General features: G+C 65.2%; 11 protein-coding genes. 4 read left to right on the forward strand and 7 right to left on the reverse strand.

Translation table 11 applies throughout. The annotated features are described in order from the left end of the window. Positions 1-55 precede the first annotated feature (55 nt). The 4 genes from lpdA to typA all read right to left on the reverse strand — a co-directional run bounded on the left by lpdA (position 56) and on the right by typA (position 7,989). Complete coding sequence (gene lpdA, locus SB771_RS11455) at positions 56-1,486, reverse strand: dihydrolipoyl dehydrogenase (protein WP_126227628.1); 1,431 nt, start codon at positions 1,484-1,486, stop codon at positions 56-58. An 81-nt stretch (positions 1,487-1,567) separates the two neighbouring features. Then, positions 1,568-2,845: a 2-oxoglutarate dehydrogenase complex dihydrolipoyllysine-residue succinyltransferase gene (odhB, locus tag SB771_RS11460; RefSeq protein WP_011656695.1), complete on the reverse strand. Its 1,278-nt coding sequence runs from the start codon at positions 2,843-2,845 to the stop codon at positions 1,568-1,570. Between the two features lie 135 nt (positions 2,846-2,980). After that, positions 2,981-5,845, reverse strand: a complete 2,865-nt coding sequence (locus SB771_RS11465; protein ID WP_006752281.1) for a 2-oxoglutarate dehydrogenase E1 component — start codon at positions 5,843-5,845, stop codon at positions 2,981-2,983. A gap of 317 nt (positions 5,846-6,162) precedes the next feature. Continuing rightward, positions 6,163-7,989: a translational GTPase TypA gene (gene typA / locus SB771_RS11470; protein ID WP_006752282.1), complete on the reverse strand. Its 1,827-nt coding sequence runs from the start codon at positions 7,987-7,989 to the stop codon at positions 6,163-6,165. Between the two features lie 322 nt (positions 7,990-8,311). On the opposite strand from typA, the gene SB771_RS11475 reads away from it, so the two are divergent. The 4 genes from SB771_RS11475 (at position 8,312) to SB771_RS11490 (ending at position 13,245) form a co-directional block, all read left to right on the forward strand. After that, entirely contained in the window at positions 8,312-8,806 is a 495-nt protein-coding gene (locus SB771_RS11475) for a MarR family winged helix-turn-helix transcriptional regulator (RefSeq protein ID WP_105834276.1), read from the forward strand. 84 nt (positions 8,807-8,890) lie between these two features. Continuing rightward, complete coding sequence (locus tag SB771_RS11480) at positions 8,891-10,387, forward strand: efflux transporter outer membrane subunit (protein ID WP_165751314.1); 1,497 nt, start codon at positions 8,891-8,893, stop codon at positions 10,385-10,387. A 52-nt stretch (positions 10,388-10,439) separates the two neighbouring features. Next, positions 10,440-11,657 (forward strand): efflux RND transporter periplasmic adaptor subunit, encoded by a 1,218-nt coding sequence (locus tag SB771_RS11485; RefSeq protein ID WP_012363744.1) that lies wholly within the window; start codon positions 10,440-10,442, stop codon positions 11,655-11,657. A 28-nt stretch (positions 11,658-11,685) separates the two neighbouring features. After that, the gene (locus SB771_RS11490) at positions 11,686-13,245 is read left to right on the forward strand and encodes a DHA2 family efflux MFS transporter permease subunit (RefSeq protein ID WP_175660683.1); all 1,560 of its coding nucleotides are present in this window, start codon (positions 11,686-11,688) and stop codon (positions 13,243-13,245) included. 102 nt (positions 13,246-13,347) lie between these two features. Here the strand turns inward: SB771_RS11490 and truB are convergent, their stop codons facing one another. The 3 genes from truB to infB form a co-directional block, all read right to left on the reverse strand. Beyond that, positions 13,348-14,280 (reverse strand): tRNA pseudouridine(55) synthase TruB, encoded by a 933-nt coding sequence (truB, locus tag SB771_RS11495; protein WP_006757630.1) that lies wholly within the window; start codon positions 14,278-14,280, stop codon positions 13,348-13,350. Between the two features lie 13 nt (positions 14,281-14,293). Next, positions 14,294-14,692, reverse strand: a complete 399-nt coding sequence (gene rbfA, locus SB771_RS11500; protein WP_006752288.1) for a 30S ribosome-binding factor RbfA — start codon at positions 14,690-14,692, stop codon at positions 14,294-14,296. A gap of 114 nt (positions 14,693-14,806) precedes the next feature. Continuing rightward, positions 14,807-17,725: a translation initiation factor IF-2 gene (infB, locus tag SB771_RS11505; protein WP_175660682.1), complete on the reverse strand. Its 2,919-nt coding sequence runs from the start codon at positions 17,723-17,725 to the stop codon at positions 14,807-14,809. Between the last annotated feature and the right edge of the window lie 56 nt (positions 17,726-17,781).

Below are 17,781 nucleotides of genomic sequence, written 5' to 3' on the forward strand. Positions count from 1 at the left end.
GCCTTCGTCATGAGACGGCCGCGCCGGCCAGGGGCCGGCCGCCGCTATACCGCACTCAGCTGTTCAGCGAGCGCTTGTCGACGGCGAGCGCCGCTTCGCGCATCACTTCCGACATCGACGGGTGCGGATGGCAGATGCGTGCGATGTCTTCCGACGCCGCCTTGAACTCCATCGCCACCACGGCTTCGGCGATCAGGTCCGACGCGTTCGCCGCGATCACGTGCACGCCGAGCAGTTCGTCGGTCTTCGCGTCCGCGATCATCTTCACGAAACCGTCCGGCGCGTTCATGCCGAGCGCGCGACCGTTGATCGAGAACGGGAACTTGCCCGACTTGATCTCGCGGCCTTCGGCCTTCAGCTGCTGCTCCGTCTTGCCGACCCAGGCGATTTCGGGGTACGTGTAGATCACCCACGGAATGCAGTTGTAGTCGATGTGCGGCTTCTGGCCGTCGATCACTTCCGCGACCAGCACGCCTTCGTCTTCCGCCTTGTGCGCGAGCATCGGGCCGCGCACCACGTCGCCGATCGCGTAGACGTTCGGCACGGCCGTACGGCAGTGGTCGTCCACGTCGATGAAGCCGCGCTCGTTCGCCTTCAGGCCGATTGCCTCGAGGCCGAGGTTGTCGGTGTTCGGCACGCGGCCGACCGACACGATCAGGCGGTCGGCGTCGAGCGTCTGCGCGTTGCCGTCCTTGTCCGTGTAAGCGATCGACACGCCATCTGCGGTCGTCTTCACGTCACCGATCTTCACGCCGAGATGGATGTCGAGGCCCTGCTTCTTGAACAGCTTGGCCGCTTCCTTCGCGAGCGCTTCGTCGGCCGCGCCGAGGAACGCCGGCAGCGCTTCGAGCACCGTCACTTCGGCACCCAGGCGACGCCACACCGAGCCGAGCTCGAGGCCGATCACGCCCGCGCCGATCACGGCGAGCTTCTTCGGCACCGACTCGAACGTCAGCGCACCTTCGTTGTCCGACACGATCTTGTTGTCGACCGGCACGTTCGGCAGGTGACGCGCCTTCGAGCCCGTCGCGATGATCACGTTCTTCGCGGTGACGACTTCGGTTTCACCTTCGCCGCTCACTTCGATCTGCACGCCGGCGTCGGTCTTGCCGGTGAACTTGCCATGGCCCTTCAGCCAGGTGATCTTGTTCTTCTTGAACAGGAACTCGATCCCGCTCGTCATCTTCTCGACGATCGCGTCCTTGCGGCCGAGCATCTTCGCGACGTCGATCTTCACGCCGTCGACCGTGATGCCGTGGTCGGCCAGGTGATGCGACGTGTTCTCGAACTCTTCCGACGACGCGAGCAGCGCCTTCGACGGAATGCAGCCGACGTTCAGGCAGGTGCCGCCGAGCTTCAGCGCGCCGGCCGGGTTCTTCCACTTCTCGATACAGGCAACGGTCTTGCCGAGCTGCGCGGCGCGAATCGCGGCGATGTAGCCACCGGGGCCGGCGCCGATCACGACGACGTCAAATTCCTTGGACATGACAATCCTTTCTACTTGTACGTCCGCACGCGCGCGCGGTGGCGCGAGCGTGCGGAGCGGGTCAATGCAGTGAGACTCGGCTTACAGATCGAGCAGCAGGCGTGCCGGATCTTCCAGCGCGTCCTTCATCGCGACGAGCGACAGCACGGCTTCGCGGCCGTCGATGATCCGGTGGTCGTACGACAGCGCCAGGTAGTTGATCGGACGGATCACGATCTGGCCGTTTTCGACAACCGGGCGCTCCTTCGTCGCGTGCACGCCGAGGATGGCCGACTGCGGCGGGTTGATGATCGGGGTCGACAGCATCGAGCCGAACACGCCGCCGTTCGAGATCGAGAACGTACCACCCGTCATTTCCTCGATCGACAGCTTGCCGTCCTTCGCCTTCTGACCGAATTCGGCAATCTTCTTCTCGATCTCGGCGAGGCTCAGTTGATCTGCGTTGCGCAGGATCGGCACGACCAGGCCGCGCGGCGAACCGACCGCGATACCGATGTCGAAGTAGCCGTGATAGACGATGTCGTTACCGTCGATCGACGCGTTCACCAGCGGGAACTTCTTCAGCGCGTGCACAGCCGCCTTCACGAAGAACGACATGAAGCCGAGCTTCACGCCATGTTCCTTCTCGAACTTGTCCTTGTACTTGTTACGCAGTTCCATGACCGGAGCCATGTTCACTTCGTTGAACGTCGTCAGGATCGCGTTGGTCTGCTGCGACTCGAGCAGGCGCTCGGCGATACGCGCACGCAGGCGCGACATCGGCACGCGCTGTTCCGGACGGTCGTTCAGCCACGTCGCTGCCGACGCCGGCACCTTCACTTCCGGCAGCGCCGGCTTCGCAGCGGCGGTCTTCGCCGGTGCGGCGGCCGGAGCGGCCTTCGGTGCGCTGCCAGCTGCGAGCGCGTCGCCCTTCGTGACGCGGCCATCGCGGCCCGAACCTGCGACGTCGCCTGCCGACAGGCCCTTCTCGGCCAGCAGCTTCGACGCGGCCGGCGATGCGGCAGCCGAGCTCGATGCGACAGCGGCAGCCGGCTGGGCGGCGGGTGCGGCTGCAGCAGGTGCTGCTGCCGGCTTCACTTCGGCGGCGCCTGCCGCGGCTTCGGCAGCACCTGCCTTCGCTTCGGTGTCGATCGTCGCGATGATCTGGTCGGCAACGACCGTGTCACCGTCGTTCTGCAGCACTTGCGCGAGCACGCCCGCGGCCGGTGCCGGCACTTCGAGCACGACCTTGTCGGTCTCGAGTTCGATCAGGATTTCGTCCTGCGCGACTGCTTCGCCCGGCTTCTTCTTCCACTGCAGCATGGTGGCTTCCGACACCGACTCCGAAAGCTGGGGGACTTTGACTTCTACGATAGCCATGTGATTTTCCTGGATGCTTAATCTGGGTAATGACGAGGTTCGTGCGATTCCTTCGGCCGGAGCGGCGCGCGACGCGCCCGGCGGGCCAAAAGAGACGGGAAAGCGCCGCGCGCCTTCCCGTTTCGCTTCCGTCGGTTATTTCGCGATCGATGCGCTCTTCAGGCGGCCGAACGCACCTTCGATCAGTGCCTTCTGCTGCTCGTAGTGCTTCGCGTAGTAGCCAACCGCCGGCGAGGCCGAAGCCGGACGGCCGCTGTATGCCAGCTTCTGCCCTTCCTTCATGCCTTCCTTCAGGTGGTGCTCGACGTAGAACCAGGGGCCCTGGTTCTGCGGCTCGTCCTGCACCCAGACCACTTCAGTCGCGTTCTCGTACTTCTTCATTTCGGCTTCGAACTGCTTGTGCGCGAACGGATACAGCTGCTCGATACGGATGATCGCGACGTCGTTCGCCTTCGCTTCGCGGCGATGTGCGACGAGGTCGTAATACACGCGGCCCGAGCATGCCAGCACGCGCTTGACCTTCTTCGCGTCGATGCCGCCGTCGGTTTCGCCCAGCACCGGCTGGAACGAACCCTTCGCGAGTTCCGACAGATCCGACACCGCTTCCTTGTGGCGCAGCAGCGACTTCGGCGTCGCGACGATCAGCGGCTTGCGGAACAGACGGATCATCTGGCGACGCAGCAGGTGGAAAATCTGCGCCGGCGTCGTCGGCTGAACGACCTGCATGTTGTGATCGGCACACAGTTGCAGGAAACGCTCGATACGGGTCGACGAGTGTTCCGGCCCCTGGCCTTCGTAGCCGTGCGGCAGCAGCATCGTCAGACCCGACACGCGGCCCCACTTCACCTCACCCGACGAAATGAACTGGTCGATCACGACCTGCGCACCGTTGACGAAGTCGCCGAACTGGGCTTCCCACAGCACGAGCGTGTTCGGCTCGGCGGTCGAGTAACCGTATTCGAAGCCCAGCACCGCTTCTTCCGACAGCACCGAGTCGATCACCGTGAACTTCGCCTGACCTTCGGCGATGTTCTGCAGCGGCACGTACGTGCCGTCGTTCCAGCGCTCGCGGTTCTGGTCGTGCAGCACCGCGTGACGGTGCGTGAACGTGCCGCGGCCCGAGTCCTGGCCCGTCAGGCGCACCGAGTAGCCCGATGCGACGAGCGACGCGAATGCGAGGTGTTCGCCCATGCCCCAGTCGAGCGGCTGGTCGCCGCGCGCCATGTTGCGGCGGTCGTTGATCACGCGCTCGACGAGCGGGTGAACCTTGAAGTTTTCCGGGACCGTCGTGATGCGTTCGCCGAGGCGCTTCAGTTCGGCGAGCGGCACGGCCGTATCGGCTGCGTCCGTCCACTTGCGGTTCAGGAACGGAACCCAGTCGACCGCGTACTTGCTCTTGTAGTTCGACAGGACCGGATCGACGGTGTGGTGGCCGTCGTCCATCGCCTTGCGGTACGCCTTCACGTAGTTGTCGGCGTCTTCCGCGGTAATCACGCCCTGCTGCACGAGCTTCTCGGCGTACAGCGCACGGGTGCCCGGGTGCTGCGCGATCTTCTTGTACATCAGCGGCTGCGTGACGGCCGGCGTGTCCTGCTCGTTGTGACCCAGCTTGCGGAAGCAGACGATGTCGATCACGACATCCTTGTGGAACTGCATCCGGTAGTCGATCGCGATCTGGATCGCGAGCACGACGGCTTCCGGATCATCGCCGTTCACGTGCAGCACCGGCGCCTCGATCATCTTGACCACGTCGGTACAGTACAGCGTCGAGCGCGCGTCGCGCGGGTCGGACGTCGTGAAGCCGATCTGGTTGTTGATGACGATGTGCAGCGTGCCGTGCGTGCCGTAACCGCGCGTCTGCGCGAGGTTCAGCGTTTCCATCACGACGCCCTGGCCGGCGAAGGCCGCGTCGCCGTGGATCTGCACCGGCAGCACTTGCAGGCCGTCTTCGTCGCCGCGACGGTCCATCCGCGCCTTCGCGGAACCTTCGACCACCGGGTTCACGATTTCGAGGTGCGACGGGTTGAACGCGAGCGACAGGTGGACCGGGCCGCCTTCGGTCGACACGTCCGACGAGAAGCCCTTGTGATACTTCACGTCGCCGGCCGGCAGGTCGTCGACGTGCTTGCCTTCGAATTCGGCGAACAGGTCGGCCGGCATCTTGCCCAGCGTGTTGACCAGCACGTTCAGACGGCCGCGGTGCGCCATGCCGATGATGATTTCCTGCACGCCGCTCTTGCCTGCGTGCTGGACGACTTCGTCCATCGCCGCGATGAAGCTTTCGCCGCCTTCGAGCGAGAAGCGCTTCTGGCCGACGTACTTGGTGTGCAGATAGCGCTCGAGGCCTTCCGCTGCCGTCAGGCGATTCAGGATGTGCTTCTTCTTGTCGACCGAGAAGGCCGGCGTCGCGCGGGTCGATTCCAGGCGCTCCTGCCACCAGCGCTTCTGCTCCGGATCGCTGATGTACATGAACTCGGCGCCGATCGTGCCGCAGTACGTGTCACGCAGGCCCTTGACGATGTCGCGCAGCGAAGCCTGGTCGAAACCGAAATACAGGTTGCTTGCGCTGTAGGTCTGGTCGAGGTCGCCTTCGGAGAAGTCGTAGAACGCGGGTTCGAGCTCGGGAATGGCGGGACGTTCGCGACGCTTCAGCGGATCCAGATTGGCCCATTGCGAGCCGAGGAAGCGATAGGCGCTGATGAGGGACTGGACGTGGACCTGCTTGCGCGCGGTCGCCAGATTGCTGGTGCTTTCGCGCGGGATGAAGGCATTGGCCTTCGCACGCTCGGCGAACGATTCGACGATCGGAAAATGAGCGACGTCATTGGCGGTCGAGCCGTCGGTTGCAGGCACGTTCTGCAGCGCGTCGAAATACTCTCGCCAGTTCTCCGGCACCGATGCCGGATTGTTGAGGTATGCATCGTACAGTTCTTCAACGTACGAAGCATTGCCGCCGAACAGATAGGAGTTCAGCTGAAACTGCTTCATTACATCTGACATTTTACGCTCACCTTTCTTCGAGCTTCTCGAGAAATAGCGGGTTACTCAACCTTCCGCGACACGGCCTGACCGTTTAGCGGATTGCGAATCAAGTCTTGCTTGGAAGGACCTAAAACTTGCGTGCGCGCAGCATATCACAGAACCGATACCGAAGTTCACGGCGAGATGCGCCCGGAAGCACCGTACGACGGGGTTTTGCCCGATTGCCACGACACCGGGGAACAGTGTTTTGCAACCGCTCCGGTTGCACCGCGCGAAGATGCAAAAAAGGCCGCCCGAAGGCAGCCTTTTTCGTCATGCACGGGAACGATCGATGCTTAGTCGACCGCGCCTTCGCGGCTCGCGCGGCGACGCTCGTGCTCCTTCAGGAAGCGCTTGCGCAGGCGGATCGACTGCGGCGTCACTTCGACGAGCTCGTCGTCGTCGATGAATTCGACCGCGTATTCGAGCGACATCTGGACCGGCGGCACGAGACGCACGGCTTCGTCGGTACCCGACGCACGCACGTTGGTCAGCTGCTTGCCCTTGATCGGGTTCACGACGAGGTCGTTGTCGCGGCTGTGGATGCCGATGATCATGCCCTCATACAGCGCGTCGCCCGGCTTCACGAACATGCGGCCGCGATCCTGCAGTTTCCACAGTGCGTATGCCACTGCCGCGCCGTCGTCCTGCGAGATCAGCACGCCGTTGCGGCGCTCGAAGACCGAGCCGTCCTTGACCGGTGCGTACGAGTCGAAGATGTGGCTCATCAGGCCCGTGCCGCGCGTGAGCGTCAGGAATTCGCTCTGGAAGCCGATCAGGCCACGCGCCGAGATCTTGTATTCCAGACGCGTGCGGCCGCGGCCGTCCGACGCCATGTCGAGCATTTCGCCCTTGCGGCGGCCGAGCTCTTCCATCACGCCGCCCTGGTGCTCGTCTTCGACGTCGACGGTCAGCAGCTCGTACGGCTCGTGGCGCACGCCGTCGATTTCCTGCATCACGACGCGCGGACGCGACACGGCCAGCTCATAGCCTTCACGGCGCATGTTTTCGACGAGAATCGTCAGGTGCAGCTCGCCGCGGCCCGACACTTCGAACACCGTTTCGTCGCCCGTGTCCTTCACGCGCAGCGCGACGTTGTGGTTCAGTTCCTTCATCAGGCGATCGCGGATCTGGCGGCTCGTGACGAACTTGCCTTCGCGGCCGGCCAGCGGCGACGAGTTGACGAGGAAGTTCATCGTCAGCGTCGGCTCGTCGACGGTGATCATCGGCAGCGCTTCCGGCGTATCCACCGCGCAGATCGTCGCGCCGATGCCGACATCTTCAATACCGTTGATCAGCACGATGTCGCCGGCTTCGGCCGAGTCGACCTGCACGCGCTCGAGGCCCGTGAACGACAGCACCTGGTTGATCTTGCGGTTCAGCACATCGCCTTCCGGGCCGAAGCGCATCGCGACCGGCTGACCCGGCTTGATGCGGCCGCGCGTGATGCGGCCGACGCCGATCCGGCCGACGTACGTCGAATAGTCGAGCGACGTAATTTGCAGCTGCAGCGGCGCGTCCGGATCGGCCGGACGGACCGGCACGTGCTGGAGGACCGCCTCGAACAGCGGGCGCATGTCGCCCTCGCGCGCGGCCGGGTCGAGCGACGCATAGCCGTTCAGGCCCGATGCGTAGACGATCGGGAAGTCGAGCTGCTCTTCGGTCGCGCCCAGCTTGTCGAACAGGTCGAAGGTCTGGTTGATGACCCAGTCGATCCGCGCACCCGGACGATCGATCTTGTTGACGATGACGATCGGCTTCAGGCCGAGCGCGAGCGCCTTCTTCGTGACGAAGCGGGTCTGCGGCATCGGGCCTTCAACTGCGTCGACGAGCAGCAGCACCGAGTCGACCATCGACAGCACGCGCTCCACTTCGCCGCCGAAGTCCGCGTGCCCCGGCGTGTCGACGATGTTGATGTGCGTGCCTTCGTATTCGACCGCGCAGTTCTTCGCGAGAATCGTGATCCCGCGCTCTTTTTCGATGTCGTTCGAGTCCATCACCCGTTCGGCAATCTGCTGGTTCTCGCGGAAGGTGCCGGACTGGCGAAGCAGTTGGTCGACGAGCGTGGTCTTGCCGTGGTCGACGTGGGCGATGATGGCGATATTGCGAAGGGCGCGGGTCATAGAAACCTGGAAATCGTTGAACGCGCAAACGCGCACGCTCGTCAGTCCGTGGGACACGTGCGCGCGCGTTGCAGCTTGGAAACCACAAATTATAGCACGTGAGCGTGGCCGCAGCCGCGCTGTTCGTTGCAGCGCAACAAACCACCCGCCCCTGCGGCTGCCCCGCTCCGGATCGACGGGCCGGCGGCACGCCGAAGACCCTGACGCCGACAAGGGGATTTTGGGGCGCGGAGCGCGCCCTCGCCCGTTCGATTAACATTTGCCGCGGCAAGCAATTGTGCCTATACTGCTGCCTAGTCAACTATTGCAGCCTCAGGGTTTTATGTCGGATTCTCCTTCCCAACCGCCTGTTTCGCCGCTGTCCTCGTATCAGATGAACGACAGCGTCGGTTATCTGATGTCGCGTGTGAAATCGGTGATGACCAACCTCGTCACGCAACGCACGCAGGAAGAGCTCGGCATCACCGGCACGCAGGCGAGCATGCTGTTCATGATCGCAGTCGGCAGATGCTCGACGGCCGCCGAGCTCGCGCGGGAATACGGGATCGACGCGAGCGCGGTCACGCGCCTGCTCGATCGCGTCGAGAAGCGCGGGCTGCTGTCCCGCGTGCGCAGCATCGAGGATCGGCGGGTCGTGCGGCTCGAGCTGACCGACGAAGGCCGGGCGCTTGCCGAGCGGCTGCCGCCGGTGTTCCGCAGCGTGCTCGACGAGCTGCTCGGCGGATTTACGCCGGAAGAAGTCGGGTTCCTCAAGAGCATGCTGCGCCGCATTCTCAGCAACTATTGCGAGAACGCCGGCGGTAGCGCCCCGCAATAGTTGCCATAACAATTACTTTTGACAGATTAATGTAAGGAAATCCTTGCAGTGTCCATCATTCATTCCGAGTCAGGGAACAGCGCGATGAAACCCTCCCCGTTGTCCGTGCGCGCCGGGTCGTGCCGCGCCGCCGTCGCCGCCGCGGTTGCCGCGCTGGCGCTGGCGGGCTGCGCAAACTACATCGGCATCAAGAGCGACAAGCAGATCGCTCCCGCGTCACAATTCGACACCACCCAGAGCCTGCCGGCCCAGGGCGGCCAGTGGCCGGCGCTCGACTGGGCCAACCAGTTCGGCGATCCGCAGCTGCCGAAGCTGATCGACGAAGCGCTCGAGGGCAGCCCGTCGATCGCGCAGGCGCAGGCGCGCATCGCGAAAGCATCGTCGTACATCGAATCGTCGCGCTCGAACCTGATGCCGAAGGCCGAAGCCAGCTACTCATGGACGCGCGAGCTGTATTCGTCGAACGCGCTGTTCCCGCCGCCGTACGGCGGCCAGTGGTACAGCGAGAACAACGCGCTCGCGAGCGCGTCGTGGGATCTCGACCTGTGGGGCAAGAATCGCGAGCGCCTGCACACGGCCGTGTCGCAGGAAAAGGCCGCGGAAGCCGACATGCAGCAGGCGCGCATCACGCTCGCGGCGTCGGTCGCCCGCACCTACAACTCGCTCGCGCAACTCTATGCGCTGCGCGACATCGCGCAACGCGAGATCACCAACCGCCAGACGGTCGGCAAGATCACCGACGGCCGCGTGTCGGCCGGCCTCGACACCAACGTGGAACGCCAGACCGCGCGCGGCAATATCGCGACGACCCAGGCGTCGCTGTCCGACCTCGACGGCCAGATCACGACCGTGCGCTACCAGCTCGCCGCGCTGCTCGGCAAGGGTCCGGACCGCGGGCTGCAGATCGCCGCGCCGGTGATGAGCCCGGCCGGCGACGTCGCGCTGCCCGGCAACCTGCCGGCCGACCTCGTGGCGCGCCGCCCCGACATCGTCGCCGCGCGCTGGCAGGTCGAGGCCGCGATGCACGACGTGAAGGAAGCGAAGGCCGAATTCTTCCCGGACGTGAACCTCGCTGCCGGCTTCGGCTTCGATGCGTTCGGCTGGGGCAAATTCCTGAATTTCGCGAGCCGCCAGGCGCAGTTCGGTCCGGCCATCCACCTGCCGATCTTCGATGCCGGCGCGTTGCGCGCGCAGCTCAAGGGCCGCTATGCGGACTTCGACCTGTCGGTCGCGAACTACAACCAGACGCTGATCAACGCGCTGAACGACGTCGCGACGCAGGTCGCGTCGATCCGCGCGGTCGATCGCCAGATGGACGACGCGCAGCGTGCGCTCGACGCGTCGACGCGTGCATACGATCTCGCCGTGATCCGCTACAAGGCCGGCCTGTCGCCCCAGCTCCAGGTGCTGACCGCGGACAGCAACCGCCTCGCATCGGAACAGACGGTGACCAACCTGAAGATGCGCCGGCGCGACATGCAGCTCGCGCTGATCAAGGCGCTCGGCGGCGGGTTCGACGCGACCGGCACGCGGCTCGCCGCGCCCGACGCCGACAAGCCGACGAAACAGGCCGCCAACTGATCCGGCGCCACCACTACGCAGACACTCGAAATAACGGACGGAGAAAATCGCCATGAGCGACCCTCAACAAAACGCCGCCAGCGCACAGCCGCAGAACAACGGGAAGCGCAAACGGATGATGACGCTGCTGATCGCGGTCATCGTGATCGCGGCCATCGCGTACGGCCTGTACTACTTCCTCGTCGCGCGCTTCCATGAAGAGACCGACGACGCGTACGTAAACGGCAACGTCGTGCAGATCACGCCGCAGATCACGGGTACCGTGATCGCCGTGAAGGCCGACGATACGCAGACGGTCAAGGCCGGCGACCCGCTGGTCGTGCTCGATCCGGCCGACTCGCAGGTCGCGCTGCAGCAGGCCGAGGCCAACCTCGCGCAAACGGTGCGCCAGGTGCGCGGCCTGTTCGTCAACGACGATCAATACCGCGCGCAAGTCGCGCTGCGCCAGTCCGACCTGTCGAAGGCGCAGGACGACCTGCGCCGCCGGGTGGCCGTCGCGCAGACGGGCGCCGTGTCGCAGGAAGAAATCTCCCACGCTCGCGACGCGGTGCGCGCCGCCCAGGCGTCGGTCGACGCGGCGCAACAGCAGCTCGCATCGAACCGCGCGCTGACCGCCAACACGACGATCGCGTCGCACCCGAACGTGATGGCTGCCGCGGCAAAGGTGCGCGACGCGTACCTCGCGAACGCGCGTAACGTGCTGCCCGCGCCGGTCACCGGCTATGTCGCGAAGCGCTCGGTGCAGGTCGGCCAGCGCGTGTCGCCGGGCAACCCGCTGATGTCGGTCGTGCCGCTGAATGCGGTGTGGGTCGACGCGAACTTCAAGGAAGTCCAGCTCAAGCACATGCGCATCGGCCAGCCGGTCGAGCTGACGGCCGACATCTACGGCTCGTCGGCGGTCTACCACGGCAAGGTCGTCGGCTTCTCGGCCGGGACGGGCTCGGCGTTCTCGCTGCTGCCGGCGCAGAACGCAACGGGCAACTGGATCAAGGTCGTGCAGCGCCTGCCGGTGCGTATCGAGATCGATCCGAAGGAGCTCGAGAAGCATCCGCTGCGCATCGGCCTGTCGATGCAGGTCGACGTCAACATCAAGGACGAGCGCGGCGACCAGCTCGCCAACGCGCAGAACACCGTCTACGAGACCAACGTGTTCGCGAAGTACGGCGATGAAGCCGACGCCGAGATCGCACGCATCATCGCCGAGAACGCGGGCGGCAACGCGCCGGCGCCGGCCGCCGCGAAGGCAAGCGGCGCCGCCAAGATGATGTAACGACTCCGACTCCGGAAAAACTACCGACATGGCACAGGCTCCAGTCTCCCACCCGCCCCTGCAGGGCGGGCAACTCGTGCTCGGGACGATCGCGGTATCGCTCGCGGTGTTCATGAACGTGCTCGACACGTCCATCGCGAACGTCGCGATCCCGACCATCTCGGGCGACCTCGGCGTATCGTCCGACCAGGGTACGTGGGTCATCACGTCGTTCGCGGTCGCGAACGCGATCTCCGTGCCGCTGACCGGCTGGCTGACCGATCGCTTCGGACAGGTTCGCCTGTTTCTCGCGTCGATCCTCCTGTTCGTCATCTCGTCGTGGATGTGCGGGCTGGCGCCGACCCTGCCGTTCCTGCTCGCGTCGCGCGTGCTGCAAGGCGCGGTCGCGGGGCCGATGATTCCGCTGTCGCAATCGCTGCTGCTGTCGAGCTACCCGCGCGCGAAGGCGCCGATGGCGCTCGCGCTGTGGTCGATGACGACGCTGATCGCACCGGTCGCGGGCCCGATCCTCGGCGGCTGGATCTCCGACAACTATTCGTGGCCGTGGATCTTCTACGTGAACATCCCGGTCGGCATCGCCGCCGCGCTGGCCACGTGGTCGATCTATCGCACGCGCGAATCGACGGTGCGCCGCGCGCCGATCGACGGCGTCGGCCTCGCGCTGCTCGTGCTTTGGGTCGGTTCGCTGCAGATCATGCTCGACAAGGGCAAGGATCTCGACTGGTTCGCGTCGACGACGATCATCGTGCTCGCGCTGATCGCGATCATCTCGTTCGCGTTCTTCGTGATCTGGGAGCTGACCGCCGAACATCCGGTCGTCGACCTGTCGCTGTTCCGCATGCGCAATTTCACGGGCGGCACGATCGCGCTCGCGGTCGGCTACGGGCTCTACTTCGGCAACCTCGTGCTGCTGCCGCTGTGGCTGCAGACGCAGATCGGCTACACGGCCACCGATGCGGGCCTCGTGATGGCGCCCGTGGGGCTGTTCGCGATCCTGCTGTCGCCGCTGACCGGCAAGTTCCTGCCGCGCACGGACCCGCGCTACATCGCGACCGCCGCATTCCTCACGTTCGCGCTGTGCTTCTGGATGCGCTCGCGCTATACGACCGGCGTCGACGAGTGGTCACTGACGCTGCCGACGCTCGTGCAAGGCATCGCGATGGCCGGCTTCTTCATCCCGCTCGTGTCGATCACGCTGTCCGGCCTGCCCGGCCATCGCATTCCCGCCGCATCGGGCCTGTCGAACTTCGTGCGGATCATGTGCGGCGGCATCGGCACGTCGATCTTCCAGACCGCGTGGGATCACCGGAACAACTTCCACCACGCGCAACTGGTCGAGCAGGCCAACCCGTACAACCCGACGTTCAACCAGGCCGTCACGCAGATGGGCAACTTCGGGCTGACACAGAACCAGGCGCACGGCCTCATCAACAACATGGCCACGCAGCAGGCCGCGCAACTGGGCGTGAACGATCTGTTCTATATCTCGGCGGCGATCTTCGTGCTGCTGATCGGACTGATCTGGATCACGAAGCCCGAACGCGCGGGCGGCGGCGATGCGGGCGCGGCGGCGTCGGCTGCGCACTGAACATTGAGCACCGCGCTCGAACGAGCGCGCCAAACAAAATAGCCCGGTCGATTCCGACCGGGCTATTTTTTCATTCCGACGGCGGCGCTTGCGCGCCGCGCATCACGCAGCCGTCACGACCAGGCGTTCGGGTGCGAGCACGCCGTTGGCCTTGCGCGCCACGCCGAGCAGCCGTGCCGCATCGTACACGCGCACACGCTCGCCCTCCGCCGCATCGATCGGATCGAGCGCCGACAGCGGCAAGCGCTGACCATGCAGGAACCGCTTCGCGCCGGCTTCGTCGAGACGCACCAGCGGAAACGTCGACAACAGCGCGTCGACCGGCTGAAGCCACGCATCGCGCGCCGCTTCGTCCGCATCGGACAGCGCGTCGAGCGTCACCGCATGCTCGAGCGTCAGCGCACCGACGCCCGTACGACGCAACATCGTCAGATGCGCGCCGCAACCGAGCGCTTCGCCGATATCTTCGGCCAGCGTCCGCACATACGTGCCCTTGCTGCAGGTCACGCGAAACGTCACGTCCGGCAGCTCGCAGGCCAGCAGGTCGAGTGCATGAATCGTCACGTTGCGGCCTTCCCGTTCGACCGTCTGGCCCGCGCGCGCATATTCGTACAGCGGCTTGCCGTCGCGCTTGAGCGCCGAATACATCGGCGGCACCTGCACGATCTCGCCGGTAAAGCGCACGAGCGCGGCTTCCACCGCCGCGCGGTCGCATTCGACGGCGCGTGTGTCGAGCACGTCGCCTTCCGCGTCGCCGGTGGTCGTACGCACGCCCAGACGCATCGTCGCTTCGTAGGTCTTGTCCGCTTCCAGCAAGTCCTGCGAGAACTTCGTCGCCTCGCCGAAGCACAGCGGCAACAGGCCCGAGGCCAGCGGATCGAGCGTGCCGGTGTGACCGGCTTTCTTCGCGAGAAGCAGGCGCTTCGCGCGAATCAGGGCGTCGTTGCTCGACAGGCCGACCGGCTTGTCGAGCAGGAGAACGCCGTCCAGCGCGCGCCGGGGCACGCGCGGACGCTGGGGGGCTGCATTCGTCATAGGGCGCGCGCGCTCAATCGTCCTTCGCGGGCGCGTCGGCTTCGTCGTCGTCCTTCGCGCGCGTCGAGTTGGCCTCCTTGATCAGGCGCGACATTTCCACGGCCTTCTCGATCGTCTGGTCGTAATGGAAATGCAGCGTCGGCACCGTATGAATGTGCAGGCGCTTGAACAGCAGGTTGTGAAGGTGACCCGACGCGTGGTTCAGCGCTTCCTGCGTCTTGTCCGGATCGCCGGTCAGCGCCGTGAAATAGATCTTCGCGTGCGCGTAGTCGGGCGTGAGCTCCACGCTCTGGATGGTCACGATACCGATGCGCGGGTCTTTGACCTCGCGCATGATGAGTTCGGACAGATCGCGCTGAATCTGGTCGGCGATCTGAACGTTGCGATTGGGGGAAGTACGTTTCCTGGACATGATCCATCCCTGATTCGTTTATCAGGATAATGCGGCCGCCGTCTGGCGCGCCGCCATGAAAATGGGCGGGACAGGCCCACAAGCCTGCCCCGCCCACGAGCCGATACGCGACGATTACAGCGTACGCGCGACTTCGGTCACTTCGAAGACTTCGAACTGGTCGCCTTCGGTGACGTCGTTGAAGTTCTTCACCGACATACCGCACTCGAAGCCTTGCTTCACTTCCTTCACGTCGTCCTTGAAGCGCTTCAGCGATTCGAGTTCGCCCGTGAAGATCACGACGTTGTTGCGCAGTACGCGCACCGACGACGAGCGCTTGACGATACCGTCCGTGACCATACAGCCGGCGACCGTGCCGATCTTCGGCACCTTGAACACCTGGCGCACCTCGACCATACCGGTGATGACTTCGCGCTTCTCCGGCGCCAGCATGCCCGACATCGCGGCCTTCACCTCATCCACTGCGTCGTAGATGATGTTGTAGTAGCGGATGTCGATACCGTTCGATTCGGCCAGCTTGCGCGCCTGTGCATCCGCACGCGTGTTGAAGCCGATGATGACCGCCTTCGATGCCGTCGCGAGGTTGACGTCGTTTTCGCTGATGCCACCCACCGCGCTGTGCACGATCTGCACGCGCACTTCGTCGGTCGACAGCTTGAGCAGCGACTGCACGAGCGCTTCCTGCGAGCCCTGCACGTCCGCCTTGATGATGAGCGGCAGGTTCTGCACTTCGCCTTCGCCCATCTGCTCGAGCATGCTTTCCAGCTTCGCGGCCTGCTGCTTCGCCAGCTTGACGTCGCGGAACTTGCCCTGGCGGAACAGCGCGATTTCGCGCGCCTTGCGCTCGTCCGGCAGCACGATCACTTCCTCACCGGCACCCGGCACTTCCGACAGACCCTGGATTTCGACCGGGATCGACGGGCCGGCTTCCTTCGTCGGCTTGCCGTTCTCGTCGAGCATCGCACGCACGCGGCCATAAGCCGAGCCTGCGAGCACGACGTCGCCGCGGTTCAGCGTACCCGACTGCACCAGGATCGTCGCGACCGGGCCCTTGCCCTTGTCCAGCTTCGCTTCGATCACGATGCCCTTGGCCGGCGCCTCGATCGGTGCCTTCAGTTCCAGCACTTCGGCCTGCAGCAGCACGTTCTCGAGCAGGTCGTCGATACCGACGCCCGTCTTCGCCGACACCGGCACGAACGGCGAATCGCCACCGTATTCTTCCGGCACGACGCCTTCAGCGACCAGTTCCTGCTTGACGCGGTCCGGGTTCGCTTCCGGCTTGTCGATCTTGTTGATCGCCACGACGATCGGCACGCCACCCGCCTTCGCGTGAGCGATGGCTTCCTTCGTCTGCGGCATCACGCCGTCGTCGGCAGCCACCACCAGCACCACGATGTCGGTCGCCTTCGCGCCGCGTGCACGCATTGCCGTGAACGCCTCGTGACCCGGCGTATCGAGGAACGTGATGACGCCGCGCGGCGTTTCGACGTGGTATGCGCCGATATGCTGCGTAATGCCGCCCGCTTCGCCCGCTGCAACCTTCGCGCGGCGGATGTGGTCGAGCAGCGAGGTCTTGCCGTGGTCGACGTGGCCCATCACGGTGACGACCGGCGGACGCGGCAGCTGCTCCGCATCGGTGGTGGTCTCGCCTTCGACCAGCAGCGCTTCCGGATCGTCCAGCTTCGCGGCAACCGCGCGGTGGCCCAGTTCCTCGACGACGATCATCGCCGTTTCCTGGTCCAGCACCTGGTTGATCGTGACCATCTGGCCCATCTTCATCATCACCTTGATGACTTCCGAGGCCTTGATCGACATCTTGTGCGCGAGATCGGCAACCGAGACGGTTTCCGGCACGTGCACTTCACGCACGATCGGTTCGGTCGGTGCCTGGAACGTCGATGCGCTGTCCTGGTGACGGCCACGGCCCTTCGGGCCGCCGCGCCAGCCGCGGTCGACGCCGCCGCTCGAATCGCCGCGCGTCTTGATGCCGCGGCGCTTCGCTGCGTCGTCCTGCCAGCCGCCCTTGCCGCCACCCGGCTTCTTGTTGCGGTCGCCCGCACCTGCCGGTGCCTGCGTGGTCGCCGGCGCTGCGCCGGCCGGCTTCTTCACGGCCGGACGTGCCGCGCTTGCGCCCGCCGGCTTTGCCGGCTTGTGCAGCGTGCCCTTCGCTTCGACCGGCTTCGGCGGTTCCACCGGCTTCGGCGGCTCGACTGCCTTGACCACGGCCTTGCGCGGCGTGTTCATCATTTCGCGGATCGCGCGCGCTTCGGCCTCGGCCGCCTCGCGACGCTTGCGAATCTCTTCCTGCTCGGCGCGCGTCTTGTCCGCCGCCTCGCGGGCAGCGTCCTCGGCCTTCTTCGCCGCTTCGCGCTGGGCCGCACGTTCGGCGGCCGCGCGTGCTTCGTCCTGCGCGGACTGCGCACCGGCCGTTTCCTGCTGAGCCTCGGCGGCCTGCTGGGCAGCAGCCTGCTGTGCCTCTACGGCTGCGGCCGCGGCACGCTTCGCTGCCGCTTCTTCCTCGGCACGACGGCGCTGGGCCTCGGCCGCTTCCTCGCGGGCGCGGCGCTCGGCTTCCTCGCGCTCGAGGCGCTCCTGGCGCTCGCGCAGTTCCTGCGCCTGCTTCTCGAGCAGCTCGGCCTCGCGGCGCGCTTCTTCCTCGCGACGCTTCAGTTCCGCATCGTCGTCCGCTTCGGCGACCTGCGCCTGACCCTGTTCCGCACCTTCGGCCACGTCGTCGCGCTTGACGAACGTACGCTTCTTGCGGACCTCGACCTGAATGGTGCGAGCCTTGCCCGTCGCGTCAGATTGCTTGATCTCCGACGTATGCTTGCGGGTCAGCGTGATCTTGCGCTTGTCGCCGTCGGTTGCGCCGTGCGACTTGCGCAAATGATCGAGCAGACGCGCCTTGTCCGCCTCGGACAGCGCATCGTCTTCACTCGCTTTCTGGACGCCCGCTGCCTGCAGCTGTTCGAGCAGCACACCAGCAGGCATTTTCAGTTCCGCGGCAAATTGGGCTACGTTGTTACTCGCCATTCATTCCTCTTAGTGCAAGGACCGATTCCTTGCGGTTAGCATCGGGTCAGGCCATA

Origin of the sequence: Burkholderia sp. SIMBA_051, assembly GCF_046534915.1 — a bacterium.
In the GTDB taxonomy this organism is placed as follows: Bacteria; Pseudomonadota; Gammaproteobacteria; order Burkholderiales; family Burkholderiaceae; genus Burkholderia; species Burkholderia ambifaria.

Coding starts and splice junctions, on each gene's coding strand:
- SB771_RS11485 (WP_012363744.1), top strand. CDS start 10,440: ATGAGCGACCCTCAACAAAACGCCGCCAGCGCACAGCCGCAGAACAAC.
- SB771_RS11475 (WP_105834276.1), top strand. CDS start 8,312: ATGTCGGATTCTCCTTCCCAACCGCCTGTTTCGCCGCTGTCCTCGTAT.
- SB771_RS11480 (WP_165751314.1), top strand. CDS start 8,891: ATGAAACCCTCCCCGTTGTCCGTGCGCGCCGGGTCGTGCCGCGCCGCC.
- rbfA (WP_006752288.1), bottom strand. CDS start 14,692: ATGTCCAGGAAACGTACTTCCCCCAATCGCAACGTTCAGATCGCCGAC.
- lpdA (WP_126227628.1), bottom strand. CDS start 1,486: ATGTCCAAGGAATTTGACGTCGTCGTGATCGGCGCCGGCCCCGGTGGC.
- infB (WP_175660682.1), bottom strand. CDS start 17,725: ATGGCGAGTAACAACGTAGCCCAATTTGCCGCGGAACTGAAAATGCCT.
- SB771_RS11465 (WP_006752281.1), bottom strand. CDS start 5,845: ATGTCAGATGTAATGAAGCAGTTTCAGCTGAACTCCTATCTGTTCGGC.
- truB (WP_006757630.1), bottom strand. CDS start 14,280: ATGACGAATGCAGCCCCCCAGCGTCCGCGCGTGCCCCGGCGCGCGCTG.
- odhB (WP_011656695.1), bottom strand. CDS start 2,845: ATGGCTATCGTAGAAGTCAAAGTCCCCCAGCTTTCGGAGTCGGTGTCG.
- SB771_RS11490 (WP_175660683.1), top strand. CDS start 11,686: ATGGCACAGGCTCCAGTCTCCCACCCGCCCCTGCAGGGCGGGCAACTC.
- typA (WP_006752282.1), bottom strand. CDS start 7,989: ATGACCCGCGCCCTTCGCAATATCGCCATCATCGCCCACGTCGACCAC.